Origin of the sequence: Prevotella sp. DNF00663, assembly GCF_001553265.1 — a bacterium.
Classification (GTDB): domain Bacteria; phylum Bacteroidota; class Bacteroidia; order Bacteroidales; family Bacteroidaceae; genus Prevotella.
Genome location: NZ_KQ960613.1, coordinates 82,769 through 97,340, shown reverse-complemented (window position 1 = coordinate 97,340; position 14,572 = coordinate 82,769). Strand labels below are relative to the sequence as shown.

The following is a 14,572-nucleotide window of genomic DNA, read 5'->3' as shown; positions in this document are numbered from 1 at the left end:
TGGGGCTTTTCTATCATCATGGATTTGTAATATGTGGAAGCGAATGTAATTCTCCCCAACAATAGGGTATGATTTGGGAGTTGAAAATGGGCCTTTTATAGAGGCTAAAGGTTTTATAAAACATGTGGAAACCTGCTATGTAGTGTGCCAAAAGGCACATCACGACATCCCTATTTTTCTTTTTTAAGATGAAAAAGGGAACTATTCAGACAGAATTGATTAATTTTGCAAGATATAGTATCCAGTATGAAGATAAAAGTAGTAAATACCGGTCGTCAGCCATTACCGCAATATGCGACGGCGCAAAGTGCCGGACTCGATCTCAGGGCAAACATCGATGAGCCCATCATTCTCAAACCTTTGGAGCGCAGACTCATCCCCACGGGGCTGCATATCGCCCTGCCTGTAGGCTACGAGGCGCAGATACGTCCTCGCAGTGGACTGGCTTTGAAGTATGGACTCACGGTACTCAATACGCCGGGAACGGTGGATGCTGACTATCGTGGCGAGATTATGGTGCTGCTGATCAATTTTTCCAACGAACCGTTTACGGTGAACGACGGTGAGCGTATTGCCCAAATGGTGATAGCACGTCATGAACAAGCCGAGTTTGAATTGGTGGAAGAACTTGATGAAACCGAGCGTGGTGTGGGCGGATACGGACATACCGGAGTGAAATAAATATAATAAACTTTCGCAAGTTTAGAAGTAAGCGGGAGTCAACAGGAGTGAAAGTCTCTGAGAGACTTGTAGTCAACAGACGATAATTTGGTCTTTTATATATAGTCATACGTCTGTTAACTCCGACGCATAGCGACTAACTTCCCTTAATTTCCGATAACTCCAAAGGTGAGCATCATTGCGAAACTGAGATAGAATAATGAAGCATTTGATATCTTTATTGGCGGCTTTCATGGGTGCAGCCATCTTATACCCTGCCCTAGCCGACAACGATATACATACAACCAAACCCAAGTTTACGGTTGATACCATACCGGCTGTCATTCGTAACAGTTACGAAGCTCATTTCTTGGAGGCTGCGCGACAACTCAATGCCAATCACAACGACTCGGCACTGACGTTGTTGAACCGTTGTATTGATATGAAACCGGAGGCTGCCGAAGCTTATTTCCTGCGCTCACGTATCTATGGTATACAGCACGAAGACACGTTGGCCATGGCCGATTTGCAGCATGCTGCCGCGCTCAATCCGCAGAATAGCACCTATCAGGAGAACGTAGCACAGAACTATATCAACTTTCGGCAGTTCGATAAGGCTATCGTTGCTTTTGAGAAACTATATGAGAACAATCGAGACCGTAGTGATGTACTGAATGTGTTGATACAACTTTATCAGCACGAAAAGAACTACGATATGATGCTTGACGCCACCAACAGACTGGAACTGATGGAAGGTAACAGTGAGGATATGACGTTGGCGAAGATACGTATCTACGAGATGAAGGGCGATAAGAAGTCGGCTTTCAAAGTTCTCAAGGCACTTTGCGACGCTCATCCCAGCGATGTGAACTACCGAGTGATGATGGGTAACTGGCTGATGCAGAACAGTAAGCAGAAAGATGCTTACAAGATATTCCAACAAGCATTGAAAGAAGAGCCCGACAACGTGTATGCTGAAAGTTCTATGCGCGACTATTATCGTGCCACGGGTAAGGATTCTTTAGCGCACGAATTGACGGAACGTATCTTGATGAGTCGCAAGACGAGCTCGCAAGACCGCGTCACCATGATGCGACAACTGATTCAGGAGAGCGAGAAAGATGGTAAGGACAGTATGGATATTGTGCGATTGTTCGACCGCGTATTACAACATAATCCGAAAGACGGAGACGTGGCTGAGTTGGCAGCAGCCTATATGACACTGAAAAAGATGCCCGAAGACAGTGTCAAGCGGGCGTTGAATCGCGTGCTAAGTATTAGTCCCGATAACGTAGGTGCACGCTTACAACTCATTCAAGGGTTGTGGTCCAAGAAAAAGTGGGACGATATTATCGCACTATGCGAACCGGCTTTGCTCTATAATCCCGACGAAATGGCATTCTACTATTTCAAGGGACTGGCCTATTATCAAAAGGAGAACAATGACGAAGCGCTGTCTACGTTCCGCAAAGGGGTGAGTCAAATCAACTCGCGTAGCAATCCCGATATTGTATCCGACTTCTATGCCATCATGGGAGACATACTTCATCAGAAGGGACAGGCCCAAGAGTCGTTTGCAGCTTACGATAGTTGTTTGCAATGGAAGTCTGATAATGTGGGTTGTCTGAACAATTATGCTTACTATCTTAGCGAAGAGGGGCAAGATTTGAAGCGTGCTGAGGAGATGAGTTTCCGCACAGTGAAGGCCGAACCCAAGAATTCTACTTTCTTGGATACTTATGCTTGGATTCTATTCTTGCAAAGCCGATACGAAGAATCGAAGATTTATATAGATCAAGCTATCAAGAACGACACCGACTCGGTGGTGAGTGCGGTGGTCTTGGAGCATGCCGGTGACATACACGCTATGTGTAATGAACCTGATAAGGCGGTGGACTTTTGGCAGCAAGCCGTCAAGGCGGGTAGTACAAGTGCGCTGATACAGAAGAAATTGAAGTTGAAGAAATATATCAAAGAATAGGTATGATGAGAACAAAGATAATTTATAAGATAGGATTGATGGGCATGAGTGCGCTCTTGTTCCTAGCCTCTTGCGGCAGCAAAAAGGCTTTGGTAAAAGAAGGACAAGGCGTTGCCGGTGTGACCACCCAATCTGGTAAGACGGGCGGAAAGGCTACTAATGCGACTACTCCCGACTTGCAACGATTGGCATTTGTGCAGAAAGTGGCCGACACCAAAGTGTATGCGGAGAATATTGTAGGCGGTATTACGTTCAATTTGAAGGCAGGCGACAAGGATATTACAATGCCCGGGCAGTTGCGTATGCGTAAAGATGAGGTGATACGATTGCAGATTACCATCCCGTTGCTAGGTACCGAGGTGGGGCGACTGGAGTTTACACCAACCTATGTGCTCGTCATCGACCGTCTACACAAGCAATATGTGAAGGCCAATTACAATGAGTTGGACTTCTTAAAGAATAACGGTTTGAATTTCTACAGTTTACAGGCATTGTTCTGGAACCAATTGTTCTTGCCCAGACAGCAGAAGGTATCAGAGTCGAACTTGAAGAAATATGGTGTCGATTTGCAGGCTATGGGCGCTATGGTGTCCGTTACTTTGACCGATGGTAACATAACTTATCAATGGAATGCAGATAAGAATGACGGTCGAATCATGCGTACCGATGTCACCTATAAGAGTGCACAGCACGGCACATCGACCTTGGTATGGAACTATTCCGATTTCAAGAGCGTGGGTGTGAAGTCGTTCCCCAGTACACAGGTGTTCTCTTTTACCACCACAGCTACCAAGAAGAAACAGCAAGCTACAATCTCTATCTCTATGAATGAGGTGACAACCAACGGCAACTGGGATACACAGACGACTGTATCTGATAGATATAAGCAGATTGCAGCACAGGATATCTTGAAACAAATCATGAACTTATAAATGAAGAAGATACTGTTGATATTGTTGGCTGTAGCTTTTACTGCAGTTGCTCCCGCCCAAAAGAAGACGGTGAAGACGCAGAAACGGAAGGCACAGACGACGGTTAAAAAGAAGAAGACCACTACTACAAAGGCGACAAAGAAGAAGACAGCCGTCTATTCCAACGCGTCTATTAAGAGTTTGCAAGGTCAGCGCTCGCAGATACAAAAGAAGATTAAGCAACAAGAACAGCAGTTGCGAGCCAATCAAGCCGACGTGAAGAAGCGATTGGAAAATCTCATTAGCCTGAATACTCAGATTGATGAGCGACAGAAAAATATCGAAGGTATTCAGAAAGATATTCACCATATCGAGGGCAACTTGGATATATTGAAGGCGCAGTTGCAAACATTGGAGCAACAATTGGCCGACCGTAAGACGAAATATATCAAGTCTATGCGTTACATGGCACGCAATAGTACGATACAAGATAAGCTAATGTTTATATTCTCGGCAAAGAACTTGGCGCAGATATATAGACGCTTACGCTTCGTTCGTGAATATGCCGACTACCAAAAAGCCCAAGGCGAGATGGTCAAAGCCAAGCAAGCACAAGTGGATAGTAAGCATCAGCAGTTGCAGGATGTTCGTAGTCAGAAGAATAACTTGCTTTATAAGGGTAAGAAAGAACAGTCGGCGTTGATAGGACAGCAGGACGAACAGAAGAAAGTAGTGGCTTCGTTGCAGAATCAACAGAAGACGATTCAGAAGGTAATCAACGAACAACGCCAGAAAGATGCGGCTCTGAATGCACAGATTGATCGCTTGATAGCCATTGAAGTAGAGAAAGCCCGGCAGCGAGCTATTGCTGAAGCGAAGCGTAAGGCGGCCGCTCAAGAAGCAGCAAGGAAGCGTGCTGAGGAGTTAGCTCGGCGGAAAGCAGCAGCCGAAGCAGCGGCACGAGAGAACGCTCGTCGTATTGCTGAGGCTAAAGAACGTGAGGCTAAGTTGAAGGCCGAGGCCGAAGCGGCTCGTCAAGCACAACTTCAGGCAGCGGCAGATGTTGCCAAGAAGGAGAGTAAAGAGCGTGCTCAGAAGTTGGCAAATGAAGCTGCTGAACGTCGGGAAGCAGCAGAACAAGCTGCACGTGAGGCAGAGTCGGCTCGTATAGCGGCCGAACGTAAGGCACGAGTAGATGAAGCTCGCGAGGCCAAAGAGATAGCCGATGCTACGAAAAAGAATAATGAAGCACAGCGATTCAGTACGGTAGACCGTATGATGAGTGGTGGATTTGAAGCTAACAAAGGTCGATTGCCGATGCCGATTACTGGTAGTTATCAGGTTGTGAGCCACTTCGGACAACATAAAGTGGATGGTCTGAAGAACGTAAGTTTGGATAATAAAGGTATCAATATCAAGGGAAATTCGGGCTGTATGGCTCGTTCCATCTACGATGGTGAGGTGAGTGCTGTATTTGGATTTGCCGGTTCAATGGTCGTTATGGTGCGTCATGGCGCCTATATCTCGGTATATTGCAACCTGAAATCGGTGAGTGTGACGAAAGGACAAAAAGTTTCTACCCGCCAAGCATTAGGTGCTGTAGGTATCGACAACATCCTCCAATTCCAATTAAGAAGAGAAACTGCCAAGTTAAACCCTGAGGTTTGGTTGGGGAGATAAAGAGTCTAGCGATAGATAATATTTGTAAAAAGTAATTATCTATACGGCTCAAAGATAGCAAGAAAATCTTATTAATCGGCTCAAATTGAGCTGATTAAGTATAATTTTATATCGATTTTGAACCGATTAAGGGCTTTTCAAAATTGTTGGTAGAACGGTATCTTGCATCCATCCAGTATCTTTTGATACATGTCGATGGCGTTTTCCATCTCTTGGATATAGATGAATTCATCGGCAGAATGCGAGCGTGATGACTCTCCGGGACCAAGTTTAAACGATGGGAATGGCATGAGAGCTTGGTCGCTGAGGGTTGGTGAGCCATAAGGAGTAAGGCCCATGTCTATACAGCGACGTACCAAAGGGTGTTCAATGTCGATGTGCGACGAGCGGAGATGGAACGAGTGGGCATGCACTTCCGACTTTACATGTCGGCAAATAAAGTCGTATACCTCTTGATTATCGTAGTATTCGTTGGTTCGGATATCCACCAACATCTTGCATTCATCGGGTATCACATTGTGTTGTGTGCCTGCATTGACAACCGTTACCGTCATCTTTGTCGGACCAAGAAACGGACTCACCTTCTCAAAACGATAGTCGCGAAGCCATAGTAGGTCGTCTAATGCCTCGTAAATGGCATTCACTCCCTCGTTACGGGCGGCGTGTCCCGATTTCCCACGAGCTATGACGTCGAGCACCATCAGTCCTTTTTCGGCAATGGCAGGCTGTAATCCGGTGGGTTCACCCACTACTGCCACATCAATAGATGGCAATAATGGCAACACACGACGGATACCATTAGCTCCCGAAACCTCCTCTTCTGCCGATGCCAAATATACCAAGTTATAAGGTTGTGGACGCTCCACTAGATAGCGGAATGTTTGTAGTAGGGTGGTCAACCCGCCTCCACAATCGTTGCTACCCAACCCGAATAATTTTCCATCTTTAATCGTTGGACTGAACGGATTGCGTGTCCAAGTTGCCACAGGTTTCACAGTATCGAGGTGAGCATTCAACAACAGAGTGGGACGCGAGCTGTCAAAGTGTGGGTCTATCGCCCATACATTGTTCGCCTCACGGCAAGGTGAGAAACCATAATCGGCTATGGTTTGAAACATTACATCGGATGCTTTTTCCTCATCTCGGCTAGTTGATGGGATGGCAATGAGTTGGCTGAGCAGTCGAACGGCTTCGTTGGTATATTCTTTCTGTGTCATAGGTGTAGGCAAAAGTAATAAAATAATTATATTTTTTTGCTGTTCTATCTGATTTACACTATCTTTGCAAGAAATAAAATCGTTAGATTATGCAAACAATATGCCACCTCTCAGTCCTTATTCATGAACAAGCAAAGAAGTATGCGAACCGTCCTGTGTTGACATATCGTAATTTTGGAAGCAGAGAGTGGAAGACTGTTTCATGGAATCAATTCTCTTTACGCGTCAAACAAGTGAGCAATGCGCTTCTTAATTTGGGTATTAAGCCTCAAGAGCACATTGCCGTTTATGCCCAAAACTGCGTACAATACCTCTATACAGACTTTGGTGCTTATGGTATAAAAGTTGTTTCTGTGCCGTTTTATTCTACTAGTAGCGAGCAGCAGATACAACATATGATTAACGATGGAAGCATCCGTTTTGTTTTTGTTGGCGAACAGGAACAGTATGATAGAGCCCATCGTATTTTTGCATTATGCCCTACTTTGGAGCGTATCATCGTTTTCGACCGTGGCGTAAGAATCAGTACGCACGACCCTGCAAGTATTTATTTCGATGATTTTATAAAACTTGGAGAAGACCTTCCTCGCCAGACAGAGGTCGAAGCATTGTGGAAAGAAGCTTCCGCCGACGATTTATGCAACATCCTTTATACCAGTGGAAGCACCGGAGATAGCAAAGGTGTGCAGCTCACATACAGTCAATATACTGCTGCTCTCAAAGCGAATGGAGAGTGTGTACCCGTCGGTGAGAAGGATAGAGTCATCAATTTCCTTCCTTTTGCCCATATTTTTGAGCGTGCATGGGCATACTTATCCTTGTCAGCAGGTGCACAGTTGATAGTCAATACCAATCCGAAAGAGATACAGGATAGCATGCGCGAGACCCATCCTACGTGTATGAGCAGTGTCCCAAGGTTTTGGGAGAAAGTCTATATAGCTGTAAAAGCACGTGTGGAAAGTTCAAGTGCGGTGCAACGCAAGTTGTTCTTGCATGCTTTGTCGGTCGGTAAGAAGCGCAATATAGAGTATCTCAGCAAAGGCAAACGAGTACCGTTGGCACTTGAGTTGGAATATAAAGTGATGAATAAGACTATTCTCAGTCTTGTGCGTAAGCAGATAGGACTTGAGAATCCCAATATCTTCCCTACGGCAGGAGCTTATGTTTCGCCCGAAGTAGAAGAGTTTGTACATTCCGTTGGCATTGATATGCTCGTAGGATATGGACTCACCGAGAGTCTGGCCACAGTCTCTTGCGACCACAAGGGTAAACCATTTACCTTGGGATCTGTAGGTCGTCCAATCAATGGGCTAGAGATAAAGATAGGCGAAAACAACGAAGTCTTGCTCAAAGGGCCAACGATTACGCCCGGTTACTACAAGCGCGATACCACCAATGCAGCTGCTTTTGATGAAGACGGATTTTTCCATACGGGCGACGCAGGGTATCTGAAAGATGGCGAACTCTTCTTGACCGAGCGCATCAAAGACCTCTTTAAAACTTCGAATGGTAAGTATATAGCTCCTCAACATTTGGAAGCCATGCTGTTAGTCGATAAATATATAGAGCAAACAGCGGTGGTAGCCGACCAACGCAAGTTCGTTTCCGCGCTTATAGTTCCTGAATATACCGTCCTAGAAGAGTGGGCTCGCGAGCATCATGTGGCTTTCAACAACCGCGAAGAACTGTGTAATAATGCCGAGGTCAAGCAGATGATGAAAGAGCGTATCGACACGCTCATGCAGGGATTGGCCTATTACGAGCAGGTGAAACGATTCACCCTGTTGCCTCATCATTTCTCGATGGAGACGGGAGAATTAACCAATACGCTCAAACTGAAGCGTGGAGTTATCAATAAGAATTACAAGAACGTCATAGAAGACATGTACGCTGAATAGGCCGGTACGCTCTATCGACACATCAAATAAGTAAATGATTACATCCGATCAACTCAAAAATGTGATGGAGCGTGCCGACGCTTTACATCATTATTTGAATATAGACCAGAAGAAAGTAGAGTTCGAAGAAGAACAATTACGTACCCAAGCTCCCGACTTTTGGGAAGATGCGCAACGCGCTCAAGACCAAATGAAGAAGGTAAAGAGTATCGAGAAGTGGCTCAAAGACTATCAACAAGTACGCCAACTTGCCGATGAGTTACAGTTGGCTTTCGACTTTTACCGCGACGAAATGGTCACCGAACAAGAGGTAGACGACCTTTATGCGAAGGTTATCACGGCCATTGAAGCGCTCGAACTCAAGAATATGCTCCGTCAGGAAGAAGATCCGATGGACTGTGTGATGAAGATTAATTCCGGAGCCGGCGGTACCGAGAGTCAGGATTGGGCTTCCATGCTCATGCGTATGTATATGCGGTGGGCCGAAGCTCATGGATATAATGTCACCATCAGCAACCTACAAGATGGCGATGAGGCCGGCATCAAGAGTGTCACGATGAAGATTGAGGGGAGTGAATATGCTTATGGCTATCTCAAGAGCGAGAATGGTGTACACCGATTGGTACGTGTTTCACCATTCAATGCACAGGGTAAGCGCATGACAAGTTTTGCCAGTGTGTTCGTAACTCCGCTGGTCGACGATACTATCGAGGTGTTTGTAGATCCTGCCCGACTCTCTTGGGACACCTTCCGATCGGGTGGTGCCGGCGGTCAGAACGTCAATAAGGTGGAGTCGGGTGTGCGTTTGCGCTATCAATACGAGGACCCCGACACCGGCGAACAAGAGGAAATCTTGATTGAGAATACCGAGACGCGCGACCAACCTAAGAACAAAGCCAAGGCCATGCAGCTTTTGAAGTCGCAGCTCTACGACCGTGCTATGAAGCGACGCCTCGAAGCTCAGGCCAAGATAGAGGCCGGTAAGAAGAAGATAGAATGGGGAAGTCAGATACGAAGTTACGTCTTCGACGACCGTCGTGTGAAAGACCATCGTACTAATTATCAGACCAATGATGTGGATAGTGTGATGAATGGCAAGCTCGATGAGTTTATCAAGGCTTACCTCATGGAGTATCCGGAAGAAGAGTCGTGATAGAGTGAAGGAGTTATATCCTCCCTCCTATTCTTTCTAATGCCCCTACTCTGCTTATCCTTTTCCAATAAATAACCTTTAATAAAAAATATATGAGTAACAACAGCAAACTGCACCGCGAACAACGCGCTGCTAAACAAGAGAAGCAAGCTAAGAAAGTAATCAACTGGATATTTGTCGGTTTGATTCTATTGGCAATCGCATTTGCCATCTATTCGATGACTATCGTATAATCAACTTGACTTTCGCAAGTTGATGTATATTGAGGAGATAACGGAAGATGACGGGAGCTAAAAAGGGATAGCAGGCATTTAGGCCGATAACTCCTATTTACTCCTAGTAACTTCCAATAACTCCTAAGTTGAGCATCCATGCGAAACTTAAATAATGAATATGAGTGGATTAGAAATTGAAAGGAAATTCCTTGTGAAGAAAGGCGACATGTATAAGCGTGCCGCCTTTTCTTGTAGCCATATCCGGCAAGGCTATATTCCGGCGCAAGGTGCTACAGTAAGGGTGCGCGTACGCGACCATCAAGCCTTTTTGACTATCAAAGGTCCGTCGGTCAATGGGGGTATGTCGCGTTATGAATTTGAAAAAGAAATCACGCTCGATGAAGCCGGTCATCTGCTGGAATTGTGCCAAGGAGGCGTCATCGACAAGCATCGCTACCTTGTTAAGAGCGGTAGCCATGTCTTCGAAGTTGATGAATTTCATGGCGATAACGATGGCCTCATCATGGCAGAAGTGGAGTTAAGCGACGAAACAGAGGCTTACGAGAAGCCCGATTTCATCGGACTAGAAGTGACGGGCGACCGCCGTTTCTACAATTCCCATCTGCTTCGCTCGCCTTTTAGTGTTTGGAGAAGCACTTTACCAGAAGAATACCGATAACTTGTCCCACTATTACGCCGAGCCCATCGGCCACGAAATCGAGCCAGTCTCCACTGCGTCGGCCACCTGTACACGTCGCTTGTGCTATCTCTATGAGCCCACCCATGACGAGCGGAGCAGCGCAAGCGGTAATCAATGCCTGCCTCCAAACGATAGGTTGATGCCTGCGTAGATATTCAAACCACACGATGCTACACAACATGAGATACATCACGACGTGCGTCCACTTATCTATTAGCGACACATGAGAGAGTGGAGTCTCCGGTATAGGTATCAAACATATCACCCAAATGACTACCACTAGCAACGTTGTTAGCGGATAGTACTTGATTGTTTCAGCTATTTTATTCATCTTTACAAAGGTAATCAACTTCTCGATAATAACATGTTATCATAGCGAGAGAATTGCATTCGCTCACGTATTACAAATCCATGATGATAGAAAAGCCCCACCCCAGCCCTCTCCAAAGGGAGAGGGAGAAAGAGAATAATCTTTTCTGTCGCTACAGAAGCCTCTCCCCAGCCCTCCCCATAGAGGGGAGGGAGAAAGAGAATAATCTTTTCTGTCGCTACAGAAGCCTCTCCCCAGCCCTCCCCATAGAGGGGAGGGAGAAAGAGAATAATCTTTTCTGCTTCATAATTTAAGAACTTATTAACTCAAAAACTTATAACTCCATCTCCCATTGTATCTTCCCTCCCCTTTTGGGGAGGGAGGGGTGGGGCTGTTGCAGCCCCTCTTCAGCGTTACTGTCTCGCCCATTCAGCATCGCTGCAGAGCCTATACAGTAACGTTGTCGCAGCCTTGCAGAAAAAAGAAAAAAATGATGTTGAGAATTTGTTGATTCTCATTTTCTTTCTACTTTTGTCACTGTTGTTTTGCGAAATAATAAAATTTACTTGATAATCAGATTCTAATTAGCTTTAATACAAGATGAAAACAAAGCATTTAGTAGTATTCATGTTCGTGAGTGTGTTATCTCTCCTCGGACAAAACGTGTATGCACAGACTAGTGAAGTCAACGATACCATTTCGCAAGATTCCACATCTACCATCACCACAGTGAATTATTGTATCACGTACGACGACCTGCAAGCTGGGCATTGGAGCAGTGTCGACTCTGTAGAGGTGGTTACCAAGAGTCGTACCAAGCAAGCGTGGTGGGGCGGAAAAGATTTTAAGTTCGACTCTGATAATAAGGCTACGAAGCGCTTACTCAAAAAAGAAGCCGTGGCAGTGATGTATCGTGATACTCTGCTTTTCAATTTAAATCATCTCAAAGACCGCGGAACCCTCTTTGGCAAGGGCTATGTTCGTGCACACAAGATGGCCGACGGTCGTTATCTCATCCTCTATTTCGATGTGGCAAAGATGAATACCAAGATGGCCGTTGGAGGTATGTTCGGTCTTATAGGTTCGTTGGCCGCCTCTGCGTCGGCTAACAAAGTGGCTAAACAAACTGTATGTTACATCGTGACACTGGGTGAGAAGAAGGTCAAGATTATTGATGAGAAAGTAATGCTTAGTTTGCTTGCGGGGCGTCCAGAGCTATATGATGAATATTATAAGACTAATAAAAAGGAGCGTACCTACGCCGAACATATCGTTCCGGTGCTGAAAAAAGCCGGTATTGTAGGCGAGGATTAAACGAGGAAACCTCTTCCCTAGGATGAGGGGAATATAAGAATGAAGAACATAGAGACGATGTAAGCATCGTCTCTTATTGTTTAAATCGCTTATCATCCATTTTATTTGCTATGAAGACTGAGTACATCTCATTTCTGCTCGCGCGGTATTTTATAGCTCATGTAGAATGCTCAATAGATAGAAATACAATATGCTGTATCCACAAACCATAGTATTGTCTTTGTCGCGAAGCAACCAAAGAAAAATAACCGCGGACAAAGTCCGTGGAAAGTAGATCGTTATCGGTTATCAGTACCGAAAGTACTGAATAGGAATATCATGTAAGGAGGGCGCGGATTTTATCCGTATTGAGTACCTCTCGGCACTCATTTTCCTTGTAGATACATTTTTCCAGCGGTAATAAACCGCTGGTTATTCGTCTCTAGTCGCTTTACGACATAAATCGGAAGAAGCACTTCTTCTTTCTGTAAGTAGAGGTCTTACTTTACTTATGAATTTATTTTATTCTGGAGACTTAAAGGCTCCGACTATTGAATGGACTGTTCTTCTAGCGAAAATAATTGTTGTTTTTCGGGCAACAAAGGTTAAAATGTGGTTTGTTTTTTGTTATGTCAACGATAATTTACACCTTTGTACACTTTGAATTAATAATCTAATAATAGTATAACACTTATGACAGAAGGGCTCGAAATAAAGGAACTGGATCAAGTTGTCGTCAGGTTCTCAGGCGATTCAGGCGACGGCATGCAGTTAGCAGGCACCATCTTCTCTACAGTATCCGCCATCGAAGGAAACGATATATCCACTTTCCCCGATTATCCCGCTGATATTCGCGCTCCGCAAGGTTCGCTTACAGGCGTCTCAGGCTACCAAGTCCATATCTCGGAAGATGAGGCTCTCACTCCCGGAGACTTATGTGACGTGCTCGTGGCAATGAATGCTGCGGCACTTAAGACCCAGTATAAATATGCCAAACCGCAGGCAACAATCATCATCGATGCCGATGATTTCGGGCCAAATGATCTTCGCAAGGCGGAATTCAAGACCGACGATTATCTTGGCGAATTAGGTATTGATCCCGACAGAGTGGTGCAATGCCCCATTACCAGTTTTGTAAAAGAGGCGTTGAAAGATTCAGGTATGGACAATAAGTCTATACTGAAGTGCCGCAATATGTTTGCTTTGGGTATTGTGTGCTGGCTCTTTGGGCGTAATCGGAAGTTGGTTGCCGATTTCCTGCGTAAGAAGTTTGTACGCAAGCCTCAACTGGCCGAGGCCAATATCAAGGTAGTCAATGCCGGCTACGATTATGGAGCTAACACCCATGCGAGCGTCCCCGCCACCTATCGCATAGAGAATCGACACAAGCATCCCGGCCGTTATATCGACATAACAGGTAATAAAGCCACCGCCTACGGATTGTTGGCTGCTGCCGAGCGTAGCGGACTGAAGTTGTTTTTAGGTTCTTATCCCATCACACCGGCCACCGATATACTCATCGAATTGTCCAAACACCGCTCCATGGGAGCTATCACCATGCAGTGCGAAGATGAACTAAGCGGTTGCGCTAGTGCCATTGGTGCAGCCTTTGGTGGTGCATTGGCTGTCACATCTACATCGGGTCCGGGTATCTGTTTGAAGTCGGAAGCCATGAATTTGGCTGTGATGGACGAGCTGCCTTTGGTAGTGATAGACGTTCAGCGTGGCGGTCCTTCGACCGGACTTCCCACGAAGGGCGAGCAAACCGACCTACTCCAAGTGCTCTTCGGGCGCAATGGAGAGAGCCCGATGCCCGTGATTACCCCCACCGGACCGACCGATTGTTTCTACGGAGCGTACATGGCGTGCAAGATTGCAGTAGAGCACATGACTCCTGTAGTGCTGTTGACCGATGCTTATATAGCCAATGGCTCGGCGGCATGGCGACTTCCTGACATCGCTGAATGGCCCGACATCAAGCCACATTTGGCTACTGAGGAACAGAAAGACAATTATTCTCCTTATGAGCGCGACCCGGAAACGGGGGCTCGCTATTGGGCTGTTCCGGGACAAGAGGGCTATATGCACATTCTTGGAGGACTGGAGAAGGAAAATGAAACGGGTAAAATCTCGAACAATCCGGAGAATCATAACCTCATGGTGAAGCTACGTGCAGAGAAGGTAGCACGTATTCCTGTGCCCGATGTACGCGTCATTGGCGATGCCGACGAAGCAGAATTACTCATCGTAGGATTTGGTGGAACCTATGGACATCTATGTACTGCCATGCGCGAACTGCGTAGTCGGGGACATCGGGTGGCTTTGGCTCATTTCAAATACATCAATCCGCTACCGGCCAATACAGCCGAAGTACTACACCGTTATCCGCGTGTGGTGGTTGCAGAACAGAATATGGGTCAGTTTGCCGGCTACCTTCGCATGAAGATAGATGGTTTCGTACCCCTGCAATACAACGAGGTGAAAGGCAAACCGTTTGTCGTGAGCGAACTCGTGGCAGCCTTTGAGAGAATGATAACAAACAAGTCGTGCTAGT

Annotated in this window: 13 protein-coding genes; 11 read left to right on the top strand and 2 right to left on the bottom strand. The window is 45.9% G+C overall.

Annotated elements, in window-relative coordinates; all coding sequences use genetic code 11:
* The first annotated feature begins 246 nt into the window (after positions 1-246).
* The 4 genes from dut (at position 247) to HMPREF3034_RS05065 (ending at position 5,232) form a co-directional block, all read left to right on the top strand.
* Complete coding sequence (dut, locus tag HMPREF3034_RS05080) at positions 247-681, top strand: dUTP diphosphatase (RefSeq protein ID WP_062433738.1); 435 nt, start codon at positions 247-249, stop codon at positions 679-681.
* Positions 682-880: 199 nt separating this feature from the next.
* On the top strand, positions 881-2,641 hold the full coding sequence (locus HMPREF3034_RS05075; protein ID WP_156431041.1) for a tetratricopeptide repeat protein: 1,761 nt from the start codon (positions 881-883) through the stop codon (positions 2,639-2,641).
* A gap of 5 nt (positions 2,642-2,646) precedes the next feature.
* Positions 2,647-3,573: a lipoprotein insertase outer membrane protein LolB1 gene (locus HMPREF3034_RS05070; protein ID WP_062433797.1), complete on the top strand. Its 927-nt coding sequence runs from the start codon at positions 2,647-2,649 to the stop codon at positions 3,571-3,573.
* Positions 3,574-5,232: a peptidoglycan DD-metalloendopeptidase family protein gene (locus HMPREF3034_RS05065; RefSeq protein ID WP_036896226.1), complete on the top strand. Its 1,659-nt coding sequence runs from the start codon at positions 3,574-3,576 to the stop codon at positions 5,230-5,232.
* Between the two features lie 137 nt (positions 5,233-5,369).
* Here HMPREF3034_RS05065 and HMPREF3034_RS05060 read toward each other — a convergent pair whose 3' ends face one another.
* Positions 5,370-6,449, bottom strand: coding sequence for a M20 family metallo-hydrolase (locus HMPREF3034_RS05060; RefSeq protein ID WP_036896227.1), 1,080 nt, complete (start codon positions 6,447-6,449; stop codon positions 5,370-5,372).
* A gap of 89 nt (positions 6,450-6,538) precedes the next feature.
* Here HMPREF3034_RS05060 and HMPREF3034_RS05055 point away from each other — a divergent pair, with 89 nt between their 5' ends.
* The 4 genes from HMPREF3034_RS05055 (at position 6,539) to HMPREF3034_RS05045 (ending at position 10,394) form a co-directional block, all read left to right on the top strand.
* Positions 6,539-8,347 (top strand): AMP-dependent synthetase/ligase, encoded by a 1,809-nt coding sequence (locus HMPREF3034_RS05055; protein WP_062433735.1) that lies wholly within the window; start codon positions 6,539-6,541, stop codon positions 8,345-8,347.
* 34 nt (positions 8,348-8,381) lie between these two features.
* A complete protein-coding gene (gene prfB, locus HMPREF3034_RS05050) occupies positions 8,382-9,500 on the top strand; it encodes a peptide chain release factor 2 (RefSeq protein WP_036896229.1) in 1,119 nt (372 codons plus the stop codon).
* Between the two features lie 92 nt (positions 9,501-9,592).
* On the top strand, positions 9,593-9,733 hold the full coding sequence (locus HMPREF3034_RS12815; RefSeq protein WP_197421733.1) for a hypothetical protein: 141 nt from the start codon (positions 9,593-9,595) through the stop codon (positions 9,731-9,733).
* 160 nt (positions 9,734-9,893) lie between these two features.
* Positions 9,894-10,394 carry a CYTH domain-containing protein gene (locus HMPREF3034_RS05045; protein ID WP_036896283.1) on the top strand — a complete coding sequence of 167 codons (501 nt, stop codon included), beginning with the start codon at positions 9,894-9,896 and terminating at the stop codon, positions 10,392-10,394.
* Here the strand turns inward: HMPREF3034_RS05045 and HMPREF3034_RS05040 are convergent.
* Entirely contained in the window at positions 10,354-10,746 is a 393-nt protein-coding gene (locus HMPREF3034_RS05040) for a VanZ family protein (protein WP_036896230.1), read from the bottom strand. The two genes, HMPREF3034_RS05045 and HMPREF3034_RS05040, sit on opposite strands and share 41 nt — an antisense overlap.
* An 80-nt stretch (positions 10,747-10,826) precedes the next feature.
* On the opposite strand from HMPREF3034_RS05040, the gene HMPREF3034_RS05035 reads away from it, so the two are divergent.
* From HMPREF3034_RS05035 to HMPREF3034_RS05025, 3 genes are all read left to right on the top strand, one after another.
* The gene (locus HMPREF3034_RS05035; RefSeq protein WP_062433733.1) at positions 10,827-11,039 is read left to right on the top strand and encodes a hypothetical protein; all 213 of its coding nucleotides are present in this window, start codon (positions 10,827-10,829) and stop codon (positions 11,037-11,039) included.
* A 286-nt stretch (positions 11,040-11,325) separates the two neighbouring features.
* Complete coding sequence (locus tag HMPREF3034_RS05030; RefSeq protein ID WP_062433729.1) at positions 11,326-12,039, top strand: DUF6563 family protein; 714 nt, start codon at positions 11,326-11,328, stop codon at positions 12,037-12,039.
* A 672-nt stretch (positions 12,040-12,711) separates the two neighbouring features.
* Positions 12,712-14,571 (top strand): 2-oxoacid:acceptor oxidoreductase subunit alpha, encoded by a 1,860-nt coding sequence (locus tag HMPREF3034_RS05025; RefSeq protein ID WP_062433727.1) that lies wholly within the window; start codon positions 12,712-12,714, stop codon positions 14,569-14,571.
* Position 14,572: the final 1 nt, after the last annotated feature.

Excerpts from the sequence above, each read along its gene's own strand:
- dut (WP_062433738.1), top strand. The coding sequence starts at position 247 with ATGAAGATAAAAGTAGTAAATACCGGTCGTCAGCCATTACCGCAATAT.
- HMPREF3034_RS05075 (WP_156431041.1), top strand. The coding sequence starts at position 881 with ATGAAGCATTTGATATCTTTATTGGCGGCTTTCATGGGTGCAGCCATC.
- HMPREF3034_RS05070 (WP_062433797.1), top strand. The coding sequence starts at position 2,647 with ATGAGAACAAAGATAATTTATAAGATAGGATTGATGGGCATGAGTGCG.
- HMPREF3034_RS05065 (WP_036896226.1), top strand. The coding sequence starts at position 3,574 with ATGAAGAAGATACTGTTGATATTGTTGGCTGTAGCTTTTACTGCAGTT.
- HMPREF3034_RS05060 (WP_036896227.1), bottom strand. The coding sequence starts at position 6,449 with ATGACACAGAAAGAATATACCAACGAAGCCGTTCGACTGCTCAGCCAA.
- HMPREF3034_RS05055 (WP_062433735.1), top strand. The coding sequence starts at position 6,539 with ATGCAAACAATATGCCACCTCTCAGTCCTTATTCATGAACAAGCAAAG.
- prfB (WP_036896229.1), top strand. The coding sequence starts at position 8,382 with ATGATTACATCCGATCAACTCAAAAATGTGATGGAGCGTGCCGACGCT.
- HMPREF3034_RS12815 (WP_197421733.1), top strand. The coding sequence starts at position 9,593 with ATGAGTAACAACAGCAAACTGCACCGCGAACAACGCGCTGCTAAACAA.
- HMPREF3034_RS05045 (WP_036896283.1), top strand. The coding sequence starts at position 9,894 with ATGAGTGGATTAGAAATTGAAAGGAAATTCCTTGTGAAGAAAGGCGAC.
- HMPREF3034_RS05040 (WP_036896230.1), bottom strand. The coding sequence starts at position 10,746 with ATGAATAAAATAGCTGAAACAATCAAGTACTATCCGCTAACAACGTTG.
- HMPREF3034_RS05035 (WP_062433733.1), top strand. The coding sequence starts at position 10,827 with ATGATGATAGAAAAGCCCCACCCCAGCCCTCTCCAAAGGGAGAGGGAG.
- HMPREF3034_RS05030 (WP_062433729.1), top strand. The coding sequence starts at position 11,326 with ATGAAAACAAAGCATTTAGTAGTATTCATGTTCGTGAGTGTGTTATCT.
- HMPREF3034_RS05025 (WP_062433727.1), top strand. The coding sequence starts at position 12,712 with ATGACAGAAGGGCTCGAAATAAAGGAACTGGATCAAGTTGTCGTCAGG.